General features: G+C 32.8%; 18 protein-coding genes. 7 read left to right on the top strand and 11 right to left on the bottom strand.

Translation table 11 applies throughout. The features are described from left to right. Positions 1 to 70: 70 nt before the first annotated feature. From ACRD62_RS04025 to ACRD62_RS04005, 5 genes are read left to right on the top strand one after another with little or no spacing between them, the layout of a single operon-like run. A complete protein-coding gene (locus ACRD62_RS04025) occupies positions 71 to 1,540 on the top strand; it encodes a phytoene desaturase family protein (protein ID WP_430818836.1) in 1,470 nt (489 codons plus the stop codon). Next, positions 1,537 to 2,373 (top strand): phytoene/squalene synthase family protein, encoded by an 837-nt coding sequence (locus tag ACRD62_RS04020; protein WP_430818835.1) that lies wholly within the window; start codon positions 1,537 to 1,539, stop codon positions 2,371 to 2,373. The genes ACRD62_RS04025 and ACRD62_RS04020 overlap by 4 nt, the downstream gene beginning before the upstream one ends. Further along, positions 2,374 to 2,808 carry a hypothetical protein gene (locus ACRD62_RS04015; RefSeq protein ID WP_430818834.1) on the top strand — a complete coding sequence of 145 codons (435 nt, stop codon included), beginning with the start codon at positions 2,374 to 2,376 and terminating at the stop codon, positions 2,806 to 2,808. 10 nt (positions 2,809 to 2,818) lie between these two features. Then, positions 2,819 to 3,292 carry a sterol desaturase family protein gene (locus tag ACRD62_RS04010; RefSeq protein WP_430818833.1) on the top strand — a complete coding sequence of 158 codons (474 nt, stop codon included), beginning with the start codon at positions 2,819 to 2,821 and terminating at the stop codon, positions 3,290 to 3,292. Further along, a complete protein-coding gene (locus ACRD62_RS04005; RefSeq protein ID WP_430818832.1) occupies positions 3,289 to 3,993 on the top strand; it encodes a lycopene cyclase domain-containing protein in 705 nt (234 codons plus the stop codon). Before ACRD62_RS04010 ends, ACRD62_RS04005 begins: the two co-directional genes overlap by 4 nt. 32 nt (positions 3,994 to 4,025) lie before the next feature. On the opposite strand, the gene ACRD62_RS04000 is transcribed toward ACRD62_RS04005, so the two are convergent. The 11 genes from ACRD62_RS04000 to ACRD62_RS03950 all read right to left on the bottom strand — a co-directional run bounded on the left by ACRD62_RS04000 (position 4,026) and on the right by ACRD62_RS03950 (position 19,784). Beyond that, positions 4,026 to 4,469: a hypothetical protein gene (locus ACRD62_RS04000; protein ID WP_321407365.1), complete on the bottom strand. Its 444-nt coding sequence runs from the start codon at positions 4,467 to 4,469 to the stop codon at positions 4,026 to 4,028. Positions 4,470 to 4,537: 68 nt separating this feature from the next. Next, positions 4,538 to 5,455, bottom strand: a complete 918-nt coding sequence (locus ACRD62_RS03995; protein WP_430818831.1) for a hypothetical protein — start codon at positions 5,453 to 5,455, stop codon at positions 4,538 to 4,540. Positions 5,456 to 5,511: 56 nt separating this feature from the next. Beyond that, entirely contained in the window at positions 5,512 to 8,577 is a 3,066-nt protein-coding gene (locus tag ACRD62_RS03990; RefSeq protein WP_430818830.1) for an ATP-binding cassette domain-containing protein, read from the bottom strand. A 35-nt stretch (positions 8,578 to 8,612) separates the two neighbouring features. Then, positions 8,613 to 8,993: a DUF1987 domain-containing protein gene (locus ACRD62_RS03985; protein ID WP_430818829.1), complete on the bottom strand. Its 381-nt coding sequence runs from the start codon at positions 8,991 to 8,993 to the stop codon at positions 8,613 to 8,615. Between the two features lie 11 nt (positions 8,994 to 9,004). Further along, positions 9,005 to 9,574 carry a SiaB family protein kinase gene (locus ACRD62_RS03980; protein WP_430818828.1) on the bottom strand — a complete coding sequence of 190 codons (570 nt, stop codon included), beginning with the start codon at positions 9,572 to 9,574 and terminating at the stop codon, positions 9,005 to 9,007. Between the two features lie 575 nt (positions 9,575 to 10,149). Next, a complete protein-coding gene (locus ACRD62_RS03975; RefSeq protein ID WP_430818827.1) occupies positions 10,150 to 11,139 on the bottom strand; it encodes a Gfo/Idh/MocA family protein in 990 nt (329 codons plus the stop codon). A gap of 1 nt (position 11,140) precedes the next feature. Continuing rightward, on the bottom strand, positions 11,141 to 13,861 hold the full coding sequence (locus ACRD62_RS03970) for a hypothetical protein (protein WP_430818826.1): 2,721 nt from the start codon (positions 13,859 to 13,861) through the stop codon (positions 11,141 to 11,143). A gap of 94 nt (positions 13,862 to 13,955) precedes the next feature. Continuing rightward, positions 13,956 to 16,295 (bottom strand): type IX secretion system anionic LPS delivery protein PorZ, encoded by a 2,340-nt coding sequence (gene porZ / locus ACRD62_RS03965; RefSeq protein ID WP_438589513.1) that lies wholly within the window; start codon positions 16,293 to 16,295, stop codon positions 13,956 to 13,958. Beyond that, complete coding sequence (locus ACRD62_RS03960; RefSeq protein ID WP_430818824.1) at positions 16,283 to 18,178, bottom strand: YfhO family protein; 1,896 nt, start codon at positions 18,176 to 18,178, stop codon at positions 16,283 to 16,285. Before ACRD62_RS03960 ends, porZ begins: the two co-directional genes overlap by 13 nt. Positions 18,179 to 18,258: 80 nt before the next feature. After that, entirely contained in the window at positions 18,259 to 18,834 is a 576-nt protein-coding gene (locus ACRD62_RS03955; protein WP_430818823.1) for a non-canonical purine NTP diphosphatase, read from the bottom strand. A gap of 116 nt (positions 18,835 to 18,950) precedes the next feature. Next, entirely contained in the window at positions 18,951 to 19,784 is an 834-nt protein-coding gene (locus ACRD62_RS03950) for a universal stress protein (RefSeq protein WP_430818822.1), read from the bottom strand. Positions 19,785 to 19,936: 152 nt separating this feature from the next. Between ACRD62_RS03950 and ACRD62_RS03945 the strand changes: the two genes are divergently transcribed. Both ACRD62_RS03945 and ACRD62_RS03940 read left to right on the top strand, forming a co-directional pair. Then, a complete protein-coding gene (locus ACRD62_RS03945) occupies positions 19,937 to 21,700 on the top strand; it encodes an adenylate/guanylate cyclase domain-containing protein (RefSeq protein WP_430818821.1) in 1,764 nt (587 codons plus the stop codon). A gap of 65 nt (positions 21,701 to 21,765) precedes the next feature. Continuing rightward, a complete protein-coding gene (locus tag ACRD62_RS03940) occupies positions 21,766 to 22,149 on the top strand; it encodes a bactofilin family protein (RefSeq protein ID WP_430818820.1) in 384 nt (127 codons plus the stop codon). The last annotated feature ends 206 nt before the right edge of the window (positions 22,150 to 22,355 follow it).

Here is a 22,355-nt window from a genome sequence, read left to right as displayed (position 1 = left end):
ATATTTTCTATTTCGGATGAACTTATCTTTTATTTGAGTGTTTAATAAATATAAAAAATAATTAAACAAAGTGAGCCATAAAAAAGTGATTATTGTAGGTGCCGGATTTTCATCTTTATCAGCTGCCTGTTATTTAGCTCAGTCTGGTTATTCTGTTACTGTTTTTGAAAAGAATAGCTATGCAGGTGGAAGAGCCAGACAGCTTAAGAAGGATGGATTTACTTTTGATATGGGTCCAACTTTTTATTGGATGCCAGATGTGTTTGAATCTTTTTTTGCTGATTTTAATCAAAAACCTGAAGACTTCTACAGTTTAAAGAAACTTGATCCCGCTTATGAAGTTTTTTTTGATGAAGACCATTCCGTAAAAATCTCAGCTGACTTTGAAGATATTAAACGAACCTTCGAAAATATTGAATCAGGTAGTTCTTATAAACTACAAAAGTTTATTTCTGAGGCCGAATCAAACTATGAAATAGCCATAAAAGATTTAGTATATAAGCCGGGTCAGAATATTATGGAGATTGTAACACCACAAACAGCTTTAAAACTGGGCTCATTCATCAGTACCATTCAAAAAAGAGTAAAAAGTGTTGTTAAGAGTCCGGAATTGAGAAAGATTCTTGAATTCCCGGTTTTGTTTTTAGGTGCAAAACCGTCTACGACACCTTCGTTTTACAGCTTTATGAATTATGCTGATTTTAAACTTGGAACCTGGCATCCTCAAGGTGGTATGTTTGAAGTGGCAAAAGCAATGCAGAAATTAGCAGAGAAATTAGGTGTTGAAATTGTGTTGGATAGCCCGGTTAATGAGATAATTGTTGAGAATGGTAATGCCCGTGGAGTTATTGTTAATGATAAAAAATATACAGCTGACATTATTTTAAGTGGTGCTGATTATCATTTTACCGAACAATTGTTACCTCAGAAGTATCGGCAATATTCCGAAGGTTATTGGGGAAATAAAACTTTTGCTCCATCTGCTTTATTGTTTTATGTAGGGTTTGATAAAAAACTGATAAATCTATCTCATCATACATTGTTTTTTGATGTAGACTTTGAAAAACATGCCGCAGCTATTTATGATAATAAATGTTGGCCCGAAGATCCACTCTTTTATGCAAGCTTTCCAAGTATTACAGATTCTAGCGTTGCGCCGGATGGAAAAGAGGCAGGAATATTTCTGATTCCTATTGCAGCCGGTTTGGATGATTCTGATCAGATAAGAGAAAAATATTTTAATATTATTATTTCAAGACTGGAAAAGTTAACTAAACAAAAACTTCAAGATCATGTTTTATTTAAAGAGACATATGGTGTAAGCGACTTTGTATCTGACTATAATTCATATAAAGGAAATGCATATGGTTTAGCAAATACTTTGTTACAAACACATGTTTTGAGACCCAAATTAAAAAGTGCTAAGGTGAAAAATCTTTATTTCACCGGACAGTTGACCGTTCCAGGACCGGGAGTTCCGCCCTCATTGATTTCCGGTAAAGTTGTTAGTTCATTAATCACTAAAACCAGAAAACCATGAAACAGTTGTTTGATAAATCGAGCTATAGCTGTAGTAGATTGGTAACCAAAACCTACAGTACTTCATTCTCAAAAGCAATCACTCTACTTGCTCCTTCGGTAAGGCCGGCTATCTATGCCATTTATGGTTTTGTCAGGTATGCTGACGAAATAGTAGACACTTTCGATTCATACAATCAGGATGAGTTATTCAACGAATTTGAGGAGAATTACCAAAAAGCACTTGATCGAAAAATTAGTATGAATCCAATTTTGAATGCTTTTCAGGAGATAGTTCATCAATACAAATTATACAATCTAGTGGATGATTTTATGAGAAGTATGAGAATGGATTTGTATAAAACCAACTATAAAACAGTTGAAGAATATGCCGAATATATTTATGGTTCGGCGGATGTGGTTGGTTTAATGTGCCTGAAGGTTTTTGTTAAAGGTGACGAAAAGCGTTATGCTGAGTTGGAGCCATTCGCCAGAAGATTAGGTTCAGCTTTTCAGAAGGTCAATTTTTTGCGTGACTTGAAAGATGATACATTGAATCTAGGAAGATCATATTTTCCAAATCTTCAGAATTATACTTTAAATGAAAATACCAAACAAGATATAATAAAAGATATAGAATCTGATTTTAAAGAAGCCTACAAGGGAATTGTACGGCTACCGATGGAAGGCCGATTAGGGGTTTATCTGGCTTACAGATATTACATGCGTTTGCTAAGAGAATTAAAAGTAACGGATAGCAAGAAAATAATGAAAGAAAGGGTACGGGTTAATAATTTTCTGAAGATGGAGATTCTTTTAAAAGCATATGTGCGCTATAAGTTAAATATTTTGTAAATGCCTGCTCTTGCTTTAATAAGTGTACTGCTTTTCTCTGGAATAGAGACTGATTCGATTAGGTTGGCCTATCATAATATAGATAGTGACGATAAACTAAATAAGTTTATATCTATATTGAATGAATGTGAACTTGATATTAGAGATGCTTACCTGGCATCGGCATATATGCAAAAAGCGCAATACATTGTTTCTCCTTATCGTAAACTACAGTTTTTCAATAAGGGGAAAAAGCTGCTTGAAAATTATATTGAGAAATACCCAAATTGCATTGATGGAAGATATGTTCGTTTTTTAGTTCAGACAAATGCCCCTTTTTTTCTTGGATATTCATCTAACAAAGTAGAGGATAAGGAATTTATTACGAATAAATTAGATAAGTCATTAATTGGAGATGAAGTGAAGGATTTGATGAACAAGAATATTAATCAATAAAATGTTGCTTATGTTGTTTTTATATATTCTAATTGTCATTCTTACTTTCTTATTGATGGAAGGGATAACATGGTTTACTCACAAATACATTATGCATGGGTTTTTATGGGTATTGCATGAGGATCATCATGATTTAGTGCATGAAACAACCTTTGAGAAGAATGATTCGTTTTTTATCATTTTTGCCACACCTAGTATTCTGCTATTCTATTTTGGGTTTAATCCTGTTTTAAACTATATGTTCTTTATTGGCTTGGGTATTTTCTTTTATGGGATGGCTTATTTTCTCATTCATGACGTATATATACATCAACGATTTAATTGGATGAAGAATGTTGAGCATACTTACTTCAAAGGACTATGGTTAGCACATAAGAGTCACCATAAAGGAGGTAAATGTTTTGGGATGCTTTATGTACCCAAAAGATTTATGGAAGAGGCCAAACATTTGTCAGTTCAGGAGATTAAAAGCGGACTGATTTGAATTGGCAAAATTTGACATACCTGTTTGTTGATTTGAGTTGTATTCTAATACCGCTCATTGCCAGCTTTTATCCTAAACATCCTTTTTATAAAGAATGGAAGTATTTTTTACCAGCTAATCTGTTAGTAGGTTTATTATTCATCATCTGGGACTATTTTTTTACTGAAGCTGGTATTTGGGGATTTAATGCGGATTATCTTACCGGACTCTATATATTAAACCTCCCGATCGAAGAAATCTTGTTTTTTATATTTATTCCGTATGCTTGTGTTTTTACCTGGTATGCATTAAAATATTTGCTTCGTCAAAACTTTCTGAGACATATTGAAAGATCGTTAAGTCTGATTATGGCTATTTTCTTAATTGGTTTGGCAATTATAAGTTTTAATCGGTTGTACACTTTTATAACCTTTTTATCTGCAGGAATATTTCTGTTGACCATTTATTTTAGTCGTACCAGTTTAGCCTGGATATATCTTTCTTATTTGTTAATTATACCCTTTTTTATGGCAAGTAATGGAATTTTAACCGGCTCATGGATAGCTGAACCAATTGTTTGGTATAACAATCAGGAAAATCTTGGAATCAGGATAGGAACAATACCTGTTGAGGATAGTATTTATGGTTTTTTATTAATCGCCTTGAATATTCAACTTTATAAGTGGATAAAACAAAGGGCAACAAAAAAGGTCATTGAATAATCAATGACCTTTTTAATATCTTGTGTAATTTCTTACTGCATTTGTTTTACCAGCGACATCACTGCTTTAGCGCAACCTTCCTGGCCTCCTTTGAAAGAGAATAATAGGTTATAAACCCCTGCTTTTCGACAAACAAAACTAAACTCGTCGAATGTTTTGCCATTATATAAATTGCTGGCAAGAACCTTTGTGTCTTCTTTATCTTTTAATTGCATCACAACCTTATCAACATTGGATATTCCATTGGCAACGTTGAATTTATATTGTGTGTTGCTATTTAAGAAAATAGAAAACTTAATATATCCAGTTTTTACATCTTTCTTTTCTTTAATAAGTTCGATTGTAAAATCTTTGATGTATTGACTGCTTCCCATTTCTTTCAAAGCTTCCTTTAATAAGTCATCGCCACATTGTGCGTGACCTGCAAATGCAAAAGCTGTTAATAGAAATAGTAGTGTATATAATGACTTCTTCATGTTCGTAATTTTATGTGGATCAGTAAAATTAATGTGACAAAAATAAACTTTTTAAAGATTATTCAAATTTATGACACAATGAATTCACGTAAAGCATTGATCTCAGCGATGATGGCAGTTACTTGCTCAGGTGTAATTTCAATATGGCTGATCTCATCCTGAATGATTACCAGTTTACCATCTTTCTCAACAGTAGTTGGTTCACCAACTTCAGTTGTTATCTTAACATCTTTATAAGCCTCTTTCAAATTACCAAGCTGATCAGCTAACTCTGAAAAATTTGGTTGACTGCTATAGTTCTTCAAAATAATTTCAAGAATATTAATGATATCTTTCTGCTCACCAATACGCTTGATTAAATTTTCATCATTCGTTTGTTCAATAACTTTTCCTGTGATGTATAAACCTTCAATCCAGGCTCCTGTGATAATAAGTGAAGAAACATTGCTACGATTTTGACTACGTAGGTAAGAATCCATCTTATTGAAGCTGGAAATAGAGATCTGCATCAATGAATCAAGATTATTACTATTGGTCGCAAGTCTTTTTAATGAATTAAAATCAAAAAACTGTCCAACTTTAATTCCTTCTGCCAATGATTTTACTGCAACCAGATAATCAATTACAATCGTGTTTTTGTCAAATGTATTAATGTAACCCAAATCAGCACTATAAACACCAAGATTCAAAGCTCTTTTAAAGCTTGTGTTATATTGATCGGTTTGGTTAGTGCTATTTAAAATCCTTTGTGAGAACTCCACTCCGGTTGATTTAATTAATGCTGCCATTTCAACAGGTGAAGAGATATTTTGAATTACATCACTCATTACCTCCTGTGAAAGCTCAAGTGGTGCTGTATTAGCCAATGAATCATTAAAAGTTAGTTCGTCAGATGACGATCCGCCCTTGTTCGATGATCCTCCACAAGCAGTCATTAAAAATACACCTGCTAGTGTAAGGGTTAAGTAAGTGAACTTTTTTAACATATTTGTAAATTTAAATTTCATTTTAGCTTTGTTATACACGGTATACCTGGAAAAGGTTACTTTTTGAATAGCTTTAATTCTCCAAGATAATCCAATGATTTCTTTAACCAATCAAAGTATAATGCAAGATACATAACAATGGTTAATAACCAAACAATGGTAATATTAAACCACAAAGTGTCAAAATATGTACCTGCAAAGTACTTTTGTGGAGCAAAGAAATGAGTTCTAAAGTCGATAAAGTTTTCTGGTTCAGGAATTTGATAAATAGGGTCAACCACCTGTACCAACTTATTACCATCTCTCAGAATTTTGTTTTTATCGAAGGTCTTTCGCACAATGTCTGAGATACTTTCATTCATGAAATCATCTTTGATTCGATTGAATTTTTCTTTGTTGTGCTTTAAATTCTGTGAAATAAATAAGTCAATTTTATTATTGGCTTCAAAAAACAAATTGCTGTAATGACTTTTAAGTGTTTTTAGATACGCTTCTATTTCTGATGCCAGTTCAGGGTTAAAACTCTCCTTATTTATCTGCTCTAATTTGTCAAAACCAATTGTAGGAACTCTTTTAAGTTCTTTGGAAATTTCGTTATGCAATAAATCTAAATCAGCAATGAATGATTCTTCAGATTGATCTGTTGAATCCAGAAAATATTTTCTACAATCATTTAAAATCTCTTCTAATTCAGGAATGTAGTATACCTGTTTGAAGTCAGATTGACTGTTGATTAATTCTGTATCGAAAATATTTTTACGATAATTATTGTGTTTGTACTGATGTACCATCAAGCCTTCATAGATATATCTTGATGGCATTACCTCTGCAACAATAGGTACCTTATCAATACTTGTAAAGTCTTTATTTAGCTTGTCAAAGGTAAACATTGCTCCACCCAATACCATTTGAGGAATCATAACCAATGGTATTAAAATATAAATGGTAACAATGGAGTTAAAGGATGCCGAAAGAATTAAGCCTAAAATATTTGCAAAAGCTGAGATTGAAAACAAAGCCAACCAAAACTCCAGCGTCATACCTTTGATACCAAGAATAAAATTACCGACCAGCACAAACAGAACCATTTGTATTGCCGATATGGTAAACAAAATCAAAATCTTCGAAACCAGGTAACTTGATCGACTCAAATTCAGAAAAGATTCCCGCTTTAGTATTTTTGCATCTTTAAAAATTTCTTCAGCACTTACAATAAGCCCGAAAAAGAGTGCAACAATAATACCCATAAAGAAATATGGAGGGATATTATCGTTCTCACGGAAGATGTAAACGTTTGATTCCGGATCAACAATGTAATGAATCAGATAAGCCAGAATAAAACCAAGCAGAGGTGCTTCCAATAAGTTAAGCAGAATATATTGCTTGTTACTTATTTTAGCAAAGAAATCCCTTATGGTGTAAATCTTGAACTGATTAAACCAGGAAGGAATATTAAGTGATTTCGGAGGTTCGCTATTTACTCTGTCAGTGATCGGAATTTCAATATTTTCCTTGTAATGAACATGCCACTCCTCAGGTTTTGTTTTCCGTTTATTAGTATAGTTTCCATATTCATCAATAACATTCGCATCGATGATGTTAAAAATCTGTTCTGGATTCAGATTACCACAGGCCGGACATTCTCCCTGATCACTGTTGATTTGTGCATCAAGTTGTTTGAAATAAATAAGCGACTCGCTTGGGTTTCCATAGAAAACCGGATATCCACCTGTGTCAAGAATATACATTTTATCGAACATCTTATAGATATCCGATGATGGTTGGTGAATGACAACAAAAATAAGTTTGCCCTTAAGTGCTAACTCACGAAGAAGGTTCATTACATTTTCAGAGTCGCGTGATGATAAACCTGATGTTGGTTCATCAACAAATAAAATACCGGGTTCGCGAATCAACTCCAACGCAATATTCAACCTTTTACGTTGCCCTCCACTAATCATTTTGTTTAATGGCGAACCAACTTTTAAATGACGACGTTCATATAAGCCCAGATTATTTAAAGTGTTATCAACCAGTTCTTTTATTTCGTCTTCTTTTTTGTCTTTAAAACAAAGTTTAGCGTTATAATAAAGGTTATCAAATACAGTCAGTTCTTCTATCAGAAGATCATCCTGTGGAATGTAACCAATAACACCTTCAACCTTGTCTCTTTCCTTATGAAGATTGTATCCATTGATTAAAACCTCCCCTTGTGTTGGAGATTCAATACCCGATAATACATTCAGTAGCGTTGTTTTACCAGCACCACTCGCTCCCATTATACCAATTAGCTTCCCCTGTCCTTCAGAAATGTTTATTTCACGAAGACCAATGCCTCCGGATTTAAACTGATACATCACATCTTTTACTTCATACGAAATTTTAGATGCAGTAGAATCGGCCAAAAAATGAGATACTACGTCAGTATAGTATACAGGAGGTCCTTTGGGTAATTTAATGAAGCTGCCCTTCGAAAATAAGTAGATACGACGATTGTTAATCAACAAGCTATTCAAAAATAATTCTTGCTGCCCCGTGTATCTGAGGAAGTACAATCCGGCACTTTTAACACGAAGAATTAAAACATGTCCGTGTAAGGTACCACATTGTATGTGTTTTGCATTGTTAAATGTCTGGTTACTGTCGTTGATGACCATTGCATCAGTCAGATCCAATTTTGTTATGTCATCATTAACAGTATAGGATTCGATTGCGTCAATCTCTTCCTTAGGCAATTTAAATACGTCAGCAACAGTATTGATAATTGCCATCCGTTGTTCTGTAAATTTACGGTCGGCATTAACCAATTCGTACAAACGCAAAAGAACAACTACTTTTTGTTCTTTATTAAGTTGCTTATTTATTTTTTTACAAATCCCCAGAATCTTCACCGAATCCTTCATGGATGTAAGCTTGACTGTACCTTCAGGTTCGTCCTTGCCTAATTTTGAATCCTTTGAAAATTTTAAAAACAGTGAGAAATATTCCTCTACAGCATCAGAACTTAACTGTTGTTTAAGGAAAGTCTTAACATATTCAGTTTCATTTGCCTCAACTCCACCATCTTGTTTGGCAATAAGACCAAACAGCTGCATCAGGGCTTTTAGAATTTCTTCACTCATTGTTTAAATGTAGGGGGTGTTTTTGTGTCTTTTAATTAGTCGGTATAAGCAACGTATTCAAATGGAATTTCTACAATGTCAGCATACTCTTCACCGGCTTCCAACATATCTTCTTCATCTTCGTGATAATGCCAGTTGATTACTACATCATGTCCATTCTCAACAATTTCTTCGAACTTTAAAAGGATGTCAAGAATTATTTTAGATGATGCTGTATTAAAGTATTCCAGCTTGAAATTAAATTCAGTTTTTTCACATGGTGATTCGGCGTATTCGTCAATCCAGTTAAGAATAGGTTCATAGAACATATTTACATCTTCCGGAAGAGATCGGCCTGAAATCTCAAATTTAGCACTGTCTTTATCAAGTATTACATTGGGGGTATCGTCAGTTCCCTTAATGTTTATAAGTTCCATATATTTATGATTTAAGTTCGTTTAATTGTTGATGTTAAGATAAAAAAGCTAACCTCATTATTCAGTTCTTTAAACTGATATCCAAGTTTACTTCCTGTTTTTTTAGCGATATCGATAAATCCCAGACCGGCACCTCCTTTTTCTGAAATTTTACCATCTCGCATTTGTTGCTTGTAAAGGTCTGATAGTCCTTTTTTATCAAGGCTGTTAACTTGCTCGAGATTTTTTTTCAGGTCTTCAACTTTCTCATTTTTGATAACATTACCTGTAATAATGTTATAACTTTCTTCTCCATGACTTACCATTACAATACCTCTTCTGTCGTCTTCTTCGTCAGTTAAAGAATCGGCATGTTTGCTTATGTTCTGAAGGCACTCAACCATTACATTGAATACTTTTCTCTGAACCGTATTGGATTCTTCAGTTTTGGCAAGACTTTTTTCCGTCAGTGATGTAAAGGTCTTTGTGATTTCCTGTGTTACCTCACCTTCGTAAACTAAATTAATCTCATTGGTTTTCATGCTTTTGTACATCTGGTAGGCAAAATCCAGAAAACCTTGATTTTCATTTTTTTTATCCATGTCTACAAGTGTGTTATTCTTTCTTTATTGGTTTCTTACCATTTATTCTCAAACACGGGAAACAAAAATAGCAAGAACCATATATATAGCCAATCTTTCAAAATAATATTAGCATTTAAATATGCTAATAATTTTTCGTTTAAAGGTCTTAATTTTTCTTTTTACAGCCAAAAAATCAACCTTTTGCGACTAGATACTTAAAGATTTGAATTCATATCGACTTGCTCTTACGGGAAAAAAAAAGATTTGTTCGACATTTTTGGGCTATTTAAGAGCTTTAGAAGGTAAAAACATTCAAAGTATTCATGAAAATAGTATGTGAGTTAGAATTCGTAATTTCCTTCAAATTAAGTTAAAGTGATGTTAAGTGTTGTTAATGAGGAGAGTATGATTAGGAATGGATTTGATTCTTTTTGCCAAATTATCCATTCTGAGAAGTAATTACATTACCATAAAAACTTTCTGATTATAGTATGTTTATATTGCACCAATTGATTAAATACCGCCATTGGGCCTGTTTCGAAAGTCCTCTGCAATAATAAACACCTCAATTTATATTCGTAAAAGTTCATGTACTAGTCAACAAGTTCCCAACCTTTATTTTGTGCCGACCTGAAAACAGCATCCATTACCTTCTGATTTAAAATGGCATCATCAGAGCTAAATGGGAGTGGTGTTTTGTTTAGAATAGCATCAGCAAAATTCTGAAACATAAGTCCATATTGATCAACAGGATCAAAAATGACATCACGTGATCCAATTGATGTGGATACAGTAACTTTGGCCGGCACATCAGAATAGGTATTAAATGGAAGATGAATGTTGATATGACCGGCCGTACCAATAATATCAACTTTTTGAAATGAGTCTGAGGTAGTGCCAACATGAAAAGAAGCAACGGTTCCTCCGAAATCTAGTATTGAGGATGAAAGCATGTCTGTTTTAAAGTCAGCATGCTCAATAATGTTACTAACTACTTGTAAAGGTTCCTTATCCAGGATAAATCTTGGGACTGAGATAGCATAACAACCGATATCACGTATCCCGCCTCCTCCATATTCGGCTATATTTCTAATGTTATTTGCTGAAGGATTGTTATATGAAAATGATGTATGTATATAAGTTATTTTTCCAATGTTGTTAGTTCTGATTATGTCGCGAACCAATTGCCACTGTGGATGAAATTTATACATGAACGCCTCAAGTAATAATACACCTTTACGTTGAGTATGCTCCAAAGCTTCTTCGGCCTCAGTTGTGTTCATACAGAGTGGTTTTTCACAAAGAATGTGTTTGCCGGCATCTGCTGCCTTCTTTATCCATTCGGCATGCATATGATTAGGTAAGGGAATATAAATGGCATCAATATTTTCATCTGCTAGTAAATCTTCATAATTACCATAATGGACCGGAATGCCAAATTCATTAGAAACCTCCTGAGCTTTTATTTCAGATCTGGATGCAATTGCATATAATTCAATATTATCCAATTGCTGAACGGGAAGTATAATTCTTTTTATAAAATGATTAGATGTACTTAATACGCCTATTCTAACTTTCTGCATCTTATTCAACTCTATAGTTATAAAGGTAGTTATTCACTCCAGCTACAATCAAATTGAATTTAACCGATGATGATTTAAGGAAACCAATGCTAAACCTTGATTTACCGATTAACGGGAATCCCTTATAAACGGATCCATCACCATTGATTAAGAATATCTTGTTGCCATTTAACTCAGATACACCAAATTTAGTTATTTGAGATGAGAATTGGTAGAGGTCAACACTTGTATTAATTTCATGATCAAATTTCTTTTCAAATACTTCATTAAATCGATTATTTAGAATCGTAATTTTCTGTGATTCTGAAATCAGATAGTTTTCCCGATTACCCTGATGGAATACAGATAGCTTATGATTGGAATCAATCTGACCTATATCAGTACTTTTAACCTCTCCGGTTTTGAGACTTATGGTTTTAATCTGTCCATCCTTTGAAGATGTTACAATGGCATCGTTGGATTGATTTTTATTGATAAGATAGAATGGGCTTTGAGAATTGGAAATAAAATCATTTTTAATTGGCACTCGAATGTTTCCTTTCCTGTCAAGTATGTAATTTCTGCGATTATCAGCAAAAACGATATAGTCTTTGTTGTTACTCCTGAAATGCTGAATTGGTAATTGTACGAGGCCTTCGCTTCCGTTAAATTTCCAACCTGGTATAATATTCCCTTTTTTGTTATACAGGTATACTTTTTTGTTTTCACACGAAATAAAAAAACGATAGTTCATGTTGTTGTCATAGTCAACTACTGCAATGCCATTAGTTGCCTTTGATGGTAGCTTTATAGGAAAGTTATCTACATGATTACCATTCCTGTCAAGAACATATATTTTAGACGGAGTGTTAAAAATATATTGTAGTTTATTATTTCTATAGTAGTCAATTTGAGTGATTTCGCCCAAGATTGGCTCTTCCAATGGCTTTTTCCAGAGCATTCGTCCATTGTTGTTCATTAGATACAAGTTGTAATTTGCATCCTGAATAATAACTTCTTTTTCATTTGAATAATGATTAAGAACAAGAGTTGGTTTGGTAATTGCCAGGGTGTCGAGTAAACTTTGCCATATGGTTTCTGGCTCTGAAATTTTATCTGGAAGATATTGCAGGAAAACTGTCGAATAGATCATATTTCCAGTTTCGCTGAATTGCCCTCCAATAGCGTAAAAGTTCGATAAATATTCTGATTGTGTTCGATTAATATCAGTCCAAAGAGGTTTTAAGAAGTGTTCAGTTGTTTGAGGTAGTGCTCCTGCTTTAGCAAATACAAAGAGGTTATCTTTAGATGAGAAATTATCTAAAAACTCTTGGTGTATTTTATTGTATTTAAGGGTTTTGTTGAGTATGTTGTTATAAAGGAATTGTTCTAATTGCTTTGGGTTGTCTGCAATTACCAGATTATTTTTATAAAAGGTGAAATAGTTATTTGGGATGTCACTTAAGAATGAACCAAACAACATCTCAAAAACCGGCTCTTGAAAACTTTTATAAATATTATAACTTAATCCATCGTCTGGTTTATAAAGTAATGGTGTTGATGAATTACCTGTTTTAACTAATAATTCTTTGATGGATTTTTCTGCGTCTGATTGGCTTTTTAGTGAAATAACTAGTAATCCGTTCTTGGATTGGTTATTACCATCATAAGCTATTGCTAATTCATCGGATAGTAATTCAAAAAATATATTTCTAAATTCAATCTTATTCTTTTTTTCAAAAGTTGTGATTGGATTCGTTTGATTGTTTTCTTGATAATAGGTAGATAGCTTCTTGTTGAAGTCTTCTCCTTTATTAAGTGACAGTGTTATATAGGCATTCGTATTACTGGGAATAAATTGCAAAATATTTCGTCTGGTGGTTTTCGAATTACTTATGATGGTTGAAAAGATGCCATCGGATCCCTCAGTTAAAAAGCCATTAAATAATAGGCTGTTGTTTTTTACTTCAAGATCCAGTTCACCCCATTCTGACTGTTTTTTAATTTTCTCAATCTGAGAGTTTGCTTTGGGGTTGGTAATAGGAGAAAGAATCTCTGCGAAGGATGAAAAATTAATGTAAATATTAATGTTAGATCCGGCTCCTGCAGTTTTTTTAACCTTCTGAAAGGAATCAGAGGTAGTCCAATCTTCATCCGCATCCATTTGTCTGAGTGTTGCCTCAATCAAAAGCGCTGATTCACTAATTATTGTTAATCCTTCTTTTACACATACAAAAGCAGAGTTTTTGATATTATCTTTAACTTCAAAAATATTGGCAGAGTTGTATTTTCTTTGAGTGATTGTGTACCTTTTTGATAAAGTGTTTTCAATGAAATCTATAATTGCAGCAGACTCCTTTTTGTTTTGTAATTCAATAATATATTGAGTTTTAACACTGTTTTTTCCTTGTCCGTGAATTGAGATATATACTGGATGTTTACTTAAATCATTTAACGAAAATCCTTCAATCTGATTTAATGAATCAATTAAGGAGAAAGGAGATAGAGCGCTTTTAATGAGTTCTGATGAATTTAATTCATCAGCAAAATCTATTTGTTCGTTAAGCTGTTGTTTTAGGTAGCTTAAGCTTCGTGCCTTTATTATGATGCCGGCATTTGTAGGTATATATTTTATTGAACTTTCATTGTGATCAAAGTCTTTGAATCTGGTAAGCTGTATCAGTACATATATTAAGATGCTAAGTGCAACTGTGAATACAATGATTAAATGGTGTTTCTTCATTTAGCTATAATAATCAATAATCCGACCTCTGTTGATTTCTTACAAATCTATAAGAGCTGCGGAATATAGCCAAACAAATACGTAAAAACTAAAATTACCGAACTATCAATATTTTTGTCGTCTGCACTTCAGAGCCATCTTCTGAAGATATATAAGCTATATAAACACCAGATTTAACTTTTTCTCCACTTAAATTTCTTCCATTCCAGTATGCTTTACCACCTAAGGATCGTGTTTCGAATACGAGCTTGCCACTGGCAGTTGTTATTTTTACATTACTATCTTTTACTAATCCGGTTATAGTAATCTCACCAGAAAAATCTTCTCTTACAGGATTAGGATAAGCATAAATTGTATTTAAATCTTCGTGTCCTTCAGTTGCTTTTCCTTTATATGAAACAATTCCTTTGCTGGTTGCGATGAAAACTTCTCCTGAGTTTGGGTCAATGGCAACATCATTAATATAGTTTGATGGGAGTGGTGAATTGTCAATATTAAATGTCTCATAAGAGGTTATCCCATCATCGGAAACCAGAAAAAGACCTGAATTTTGAGTTCCTATCCATTTGCGGTTGGCTCCATCAACGGTTATGCACGTAATATTTTCATTCTCTAAAAGGTAGTCAGCTAAATTACTTCCATCATTTCTGGGGATTTTTATTCTACTGGCAATAGGATAATCATCAGTAAATATTGCCCAAGGTCGATAATATACTACAACACCATTGTCTGTTCCAAGCCAGATGTATCCATTTTTATCTTCTGTTATACAATAGACATTATTTGTTATCACATTTAGTGATTCATCCCATATCTTTAGTTGGCCTGCATTTCGAGTGTTTTTGTCAGCGCTTAATGATTTAGGTCCTCTGTATTTGTCATCAGAAAAGTCTGTGGGTGTGCTATTTGTATTAACAACAAAAAGTCCATTGTGGGATATAACAACCCAAACTATCTGATTACTATCAATAAATAAATCAGTGATAAATTCATTTGATCCAGATGTGCTCGTATTTATTATTCCAGGGTAGTCAGCCAAAAACCAATTATTATCTATTGACTTGATCAAAATTGGTTGATCCGCCATTGAATTTGCAATCCATAAGTTGCCGTAATTATCTGTACTAATACCTGTAGTCCAAATCCTATAATTTTGGTATTTTGTCAAAGGACTATTTTTATTATTAAATAGTATGGTATCAGAATTTGAAGTTTCAATTATACCCCATCCCCAAGTAGCGTAATAAGATTTTTCATTTGATTCATTACCTTTTATGATATTGTAAAAAGATTGATTAAGTATTTTAGAGTAATTAATTGATTCCCATGTAGAAGTGATGTATTTATGTACAATTGGGGGATTAAGGGTATTTCCTTCAAATGAGCCGGTTACTACTTGTAATTCATTGTTAAAAGTTAGTTTAGATGCATTTTCATTTATAGGTCTGTTAAGGTGTACTTTATAATCGGTTTGATCATCGATTATTAGTCCGTGTTTAGAATCCGCTATGTAATTTATTTGATTATGCCTAATTAAAGATGTTGGTGAAATGTTATTGCTAGAAATGTTAACTCCCAAATAACTATTTTTTAGATTATCTAAAGCATAATTCTCGTTATATGTTGCTATTCCTAGGTCGGAGAATATATATAGATGGTCTGTAAACAATATATTAGAAATGTAATTGAAGTCATGTTTGAAAGAGTTGATCTCTAATGTGGAACTTATTGTAAAACTTTTGTCTGAATAAACAGATGAATATTCATTTGTTATTACAAAATCATCATTTACACATTCTATATTATTGAAATAGTTATTCGATGATGAAGTTGGTAGGATGAGTTTCCATTTGTCACCGTTGATTAAATTAGATTCATCCATATTAGCGCAATAAATCCCATTTGATGTCGCTGCATAAATATAGTTGTTTAGAAAGGCTACATCGAAAACTTTTATAATATTATTATTATTTGAAAGAGGATAGGTTTCTGCAACTTCTAACCGCTCAACATTAATTTTCACAATACCTATATTTGTAGATACATAAGCAAACTGATCCAAAAATTCAACATTGTAAATAATTTTTTCCCCTTGTATATTACTAGTTAATATGTCGTTTATATTGGTAATGTTATTGTTAGATATTATATCAATATTGGCATTATTATATCCTATAAATATAAGATCGTTATTTGCGGAGTATTTAACTATCGAGATTTCGCTATCTGATAAAGGCAATCCTTTATTATAGGTTTGAATCTGTTCAGTGTTTAAATCATATGAAAACATTCCAAATTTAGTTCCAACATATATTTTTTCATAGTCTGTAGTTATACTATTTGCTTCAATCATTGGCTGATGGTTAGTCCATGATTGTGCTTTAATGTTAGTCACTATGAAGATGAAAAAATATGTGATAATTATTTTTCGCATCGGTTTATTAATGTAATCCATAAGATACCTTGAATTAAAAATGAAATTAAGGATATAATAAAAGAATATGAGATAATTTTTCTAGTAAACTGAAATGTGATTGTGTTTCTGCCAGGTTCAATTTCAACAGACATTAGGCTTATGTTGTCTTTCTTTATTTTAGATAGCTTATTATTAATTTTACAAGTCCAACCTGGATGATAATTCTGTGAAAAGTGTACAACATTAACTGTATCTGTATAAACTTCAAACTTATAAAAGTTTGGAGAGGATTGAATTAAATTAACTTCCGAATCAGAAATTTCTAAATAAGATAATGGCCTATTAATAATCGAATCAAGCATTGGACTTTCTTCTAATTTTAACCATTCGTTATATTGATATGGTGTATATCCATCATAAGAGACGGATTTTGAATAGGTGGAGAAGTTCCTGCCAAATTTAAATAAGTCGTGACTAATCTTGTTTAATTCTTTTAAAGTTTTATCGTTTGTGTTATTTACTGAATCGCATAATTTTATTGAATCATAAATAGATAGTGGTGAGATTCCTCTATCAACAACAGTATGCGGTAGCATTAGTTGGGAGGTAATAAAAATTTCAGCAATAAAAATATAATGAACGAACGAATTTGGTTTATAATATTTTAATAGAATGATGATTGATAAGTTGGCTATAATGAAAATGGATAATTGTATTATTGTTAAAATCGATCTTGATATTTGACTAGGTTTTATAACTTCAATTTTTATTATTGTACCCCAATTAAAAGCCACTAATACAAAAATTGCGAGAGTGAATGTTATAGATGACATTATAATTGCTTTCTTAAAAAGATGTACATAACACTCGAAATTGTTATATATAACTGCAAGGTAGATTAACAATGTACTTATTGCAAAATATCTAAAAAGAGAAGGAAACCTAAAGTAATCGAAAAGAGGTATATATTCAGTGAAAAACTTCCTAAGAGGAAATGTCTCTCCCATTGAAAGAATAAGGAAGAATAATGATATACCCAATAAATACTTATATTTATTAATTGAACGTACAGGCTTCCAGAAAGATATTATCAGTAAGACAACGTTGATATAACCAATGTAAATATTTATTAGAGCAATATCTCCTTTCCAGAAATTATCTGATGTATTATATGTTGATATCGGATTAAGTAAAGTTAATAAATCTATAGGATAAAATGATCCAACTGTAGTTGATATAAGATTTGTATTAGATCTATGAATAAGATTGATTGAATCATATATCGAAATCAAGACCACACCGCTTGAAATTATATTTAGCACAATTAGTATCAGTGATCGACTAAATAATTTCTTCTTATCTTTATGTTTAATAAAGTTTATTGTCCAAATAATTATTAGAATATAATATGTGGTTATTGTAAATCCCCAGTAGCCTCCTGATATTAAGAGATAAAGAGATAAAGAAGTGGTTATCAAATAACGCCATTCTAAGGTTTTTATATATTTTAAGAATTGAGTTAAAACAATTGGGATCCAAATTCCACTTACTATCCAGCCAAAATGTTGCGCATTCCCAATGTAAAAACCAGATGCAATATATATACAAGAGTACAAAATGGCTGTATTACTTGTAATCTTTAGATATCGCAATAGTGTATAAAAACCCCAGCTACCAATCATCAAATGTAGAATGAATTCAAGATGAAAGGTTAGGTTAGTGTAACCAAATGCCCCTAAAATCCATGTAGGCCAATACCAACTTTGATTATCAATATATTGTCCAAACCCTAAGAATTGATAAGGATACCATAAAGGTAATTCCCCATTTTGCAGACAATATCCAATAAAGTGTCTCCATGGAATGGTAATGTTTAGAGCATCCCACTTCGGCGTAGCCAAAAGAAAACTAATAGGCCAATAAGTTAGGATTACGAATATTGACAGGATTGAATATGGATGTCTAAGAAACTTAGTAATCATTATCCCTTCTTAAGAAATTCAACTAATTTTTGAATAGCTCTTGCTCTATGGCTTATTTTGTTTTTCTCCGAAAGTGACATTTCTGCAAATGACTTGTTATGTTCGATGGGTTGAAAGATTGGGTCATAGCCAAACCCTTCGGCACCCTTTTTTTCATTAAGGATTATGCCCTCCACAATTCCATCAAATTGATATTCTTTGCCATCAATTATTAATGAGATGACAGTTCTGAATCTGGCATTTCGGTTTGTTTCAGTACTTAATAATTCAAGAACCTTCTCCATGTTGTCTTCTGCATTTCTTTGAGGACCTGCAAATCGAGCTGAATAAACACCTGGTTCTCCATTTAGAGCTTCTATCTCTAGCCCTGTATCATCTGCAAAACAGTTTACACCGTATTTAGAATAAATATATTCGGCTTTTTGTCGTGCATTTCCCTCTAAGGTGTCGCTGGTTTCCGGTATATCATCGAAACACAAAATATCACTTAAACTTTTTAAAATGATGCCTGAGCCTATAGATGCTTGTATTTCCTTTAATTTGTTAACGTTATTTGTGGCAAAAACTAATTCCATTATTATTTATTATAGATGAATAACGGTTAAAGTGGTAAAACTATTTTATTTTTTGGATAAAAATAAACAGGCGACTAATATTTAGCCGCCTGTTCAATATCCTATATTTTGTCTTATCAGCCAAAACCTCCATAACCATATTTCATTAAGTCGGTACGTGGATTGATAACCAACACTGGAATTTGTGCATTGTTGGCAATAATATATTGTTCGTATGCACCAAGTACGTAATCATGGAAAGAGATATCTCTTGTGGTCATGATTAGTACCATATCAGCTTCAATTTTCTCGGCATATTGAATGGTTTCCTGAGAAAAAGATGATTCTCCTTCAGAGAGAACTAATTCATAATCAATTTCTTTTTCCTCCATAAAACGTTTTGAGAAAACCACATTTGCTTTGGTTCTGCTGTCTAAGATACCTTCTTTGGAAGCATTTGCATAAATAAAAGTCTTAGAGTTAAACATCTTATTGATGAAATCAACCCATTTCAACTTTTCTTTGTTCTCGGTTTTGTAATCAACCGGGAATACAACTTTAGCATATTCATCATGCTTAGGAGGAGTCTGAACAACAAGATATGGCACCTGAGAACCAACAATTACTTTTAGTGCCCAACTTCCTGTAAGTTTTTGAAGTCCCTTCATTCCATGTGTTCCCATGACAACAAGAATGCAATTTAAATCTTCAACTACTTCATTAATGGTTTTAAAGATGGTTCCTTCTTTTACCAATGTTTTTGGTAGTGTACCCCACTTAGAACTAATTTTTTCTGCACTTTCCTTCAATTGCTTTTCTTGTTCAGCAATTAATGTATCTTTCTTTACAATATGTAACAGAAGGATGTCTGCATCCAGCTTCTTACTTACTTTAATTGCATGTTGCACGGCAATATCTGCAACTTCAGTAAAGTCGAATGGAATAAGAATTGTGTTTTTTGATGTCTCCATAAAAACGTGTGATGAATGTTCTGCAATTCAGGAATAAATATAGTACTTTTGATTTTAATAGCAAGTAGAGGAACTTAATCTGTTTATTTAAGTTAATGGTGTTCAATAGAGTGCAAAGTATAAATAAGTGTTATTTTTATTATTTCCTCGGATTGTTTCTGTTAATTCAAACTAATGCCTCATCATCAGTTTCTAACCAAGCAAATAAAGACAATGAATTAAAAATTCATTTAGAGGGTGAATCCCAGAAATTTGTTTTTACTCAGGAGTGCGATAGCATTATTCCTATTGAAGGCAACTCGTTTTCATTTTATTTGGAAGAGAATTATGAAGATTGGGTTTTAATTCGATATAGATTGGTGCCATTTGACCTTGATTGGACAGAGTGGGGTGAAAGGCACGGGCAAGCATATTTTAATCTGCCTGATGGTCAGTATGTATTTCAGATTCAGGCGTCAGATGGAGATGAGTATGAGTTTCATATCAAAATTAAAAATTCCTTCTTGACTAAAACCGTTATCGGTTACTCAGTTATTGGTTTTATATCTATAATTGGTTTTATAATAATGGTTCTTTTTTATAAGCAGAAACTACAACGAGCAACCAGGCAGGTAGAACTAAAGTTAAAGAAGGAATACCGGATGAAATTTAAAGCCGGTGAGGATAAGAGTGGAGAATTGGCTAACGCTGTTAAATCACAAGGAAGAGTTCGATCTAGAAAATATCAAAAAGTTACTGTTTTATTTGCCGATATACAGGGGTTTACAAGGATTGTTGAGCATATTAATCCTGAAAAACTGATTGATGAACTGGATCGGTTTTTTATCTATTTTGATGAGGTCGTAGAAAAATATCACATCGAAAAAATCAAAACAATTGGTGATGCCTACATGTGTGCTGGTGGGTTACCAAATAAAAACCGAACAAATCCTATTGAAGTAGTTCTGGCTGGATTGGAGATGCAATGGTATATGGAGGAAAGCAAGAAGAAGCACACGGGAGAATATGGTTTTTGGGAGTTACGGGTGGGTATTCACACCGGACCTGTTATATCTGGTGAGATTGGACGTAAAAATGTTTCTTTCGACATCTGGGGAGATACAGTTAATATTGCATCCAGGATGGAGAGCTCTGGTACAGCCGGAATGATTAATATTACAGGTATAACTTATCAATTAGTTAAAGAGTTTTTTATTTGTGAGTATAGGGGCAAAATGCCTATCAAATATAAAGGGGAGACAGATATGTATTATGTGAGAAGGATCAAACCTGAACTTTCGGATGATGATGAAGGAGTTGTGGCAAACAAGAAGTTCTTTATTAAACTTCAGCATATTCGATTTGGTGATTTAGAAGAATACATTTTAAATAAACTGGAAACAGAATTACTGGATGAGTTGCACTATCATAATAAGGCCCACACACAGGATGTGTTAACCCAAATAGAAATAATAGCGAGAGGTGAGAATGTAACAGATGAAGACTTGCTATTATTAAAAACAGCTGCATTATTGCATGATGTAGGGTTTATTTTTGAATATGAAAATCATGAAGAAAACAGTATAACCTTTGCAAAAGAGATTCTTCCAAAGTATAATTATAAGGATTACCAGGTACAACAAGTAGTTGAATTAATTGATGTAACCCGTGTTGGTAAGAAACCAAGAAACTTTATGGAGAAAATTATGAAGGATGCTGATTTGGACTACCTTGGCAGAGCTGACTTTATACCTGTTTCAGAGAGCCTTTACCGTGAACTGAATGTTTATAACGGCAAGATGGATCTTGATGAGTGGAATAAAAAGCAGTATGAATTTATTTCGACTCATACTTATTATACTAATACTGCCCGTAACCTAAGACAAGTCAATAAAGAAAGGCAACTTCAGAAGTTAAAGGAGCTCATCGAACTGTAAAATTCGTTTTTTTTACTCATAAATTATCTATATTTGTTTAACGTTTAATTATTAGAAGTAAAAAAATGGCTAAGATACCAGAACAAGATAGTATGCTGCAAAATCAGATTGGATCAGGTACTAAAATAAAAGGTGATATTGATACCAATGGAGATATTAAAATTGATGGCACTGTAGAAGGAAACTTAGTTTCGAAAGGAAGAGTTTTGATTGGACAGAATGGAGTTGTTAAAGGTGACGTTAAGTGTGCAAACTGCGATATCTATGGTAACTTTGACGGTAAAATAGAAATAGCTGAATTATTATCCTTAAAAGCCTCCAGTAAACTAACAGGAGATGTAAAAACAGGGAAGTTATCTATTGAACCGGGAGCAATTTTTACGGGTACCTGCGATATGGGAGGTAATTCTTCAGCTTCAGTTTCTGTAAAAACGGATGCGAAAAAATAGCTCGGCTAATAAAATAGTAAAGTATACAGTTGTTTATATTGTAGCAGTTGCTTTATGTATATTGTTAAGTTTACTTATAAACAATCATGTACAGATTGAAAAAAAGAAGATATTAATTTCCTCATTTTTTACCGGAGGAGTTTATCTTCTTTTTTATTTTGTTTTTATTTTTCTTCGTAGAAAATACCCGGAACAGCTTGTTATCT

The organism is Carboxylicivirga caseinilyticus, from assembly GCF_050589785.1.
Classification (GTDB): domain Bacteria; phylum Bacteroidota; class Bacteroidia; order Bacteroidales; family Marinilabiliaceae; genus Carboxylicivirga; species Carboxylicivirga caseinilyticus.
Note: the sequence above shows the minus strand (reverse complement) of the source record. Positions and strands in the feature narration are given on the sequence as shown.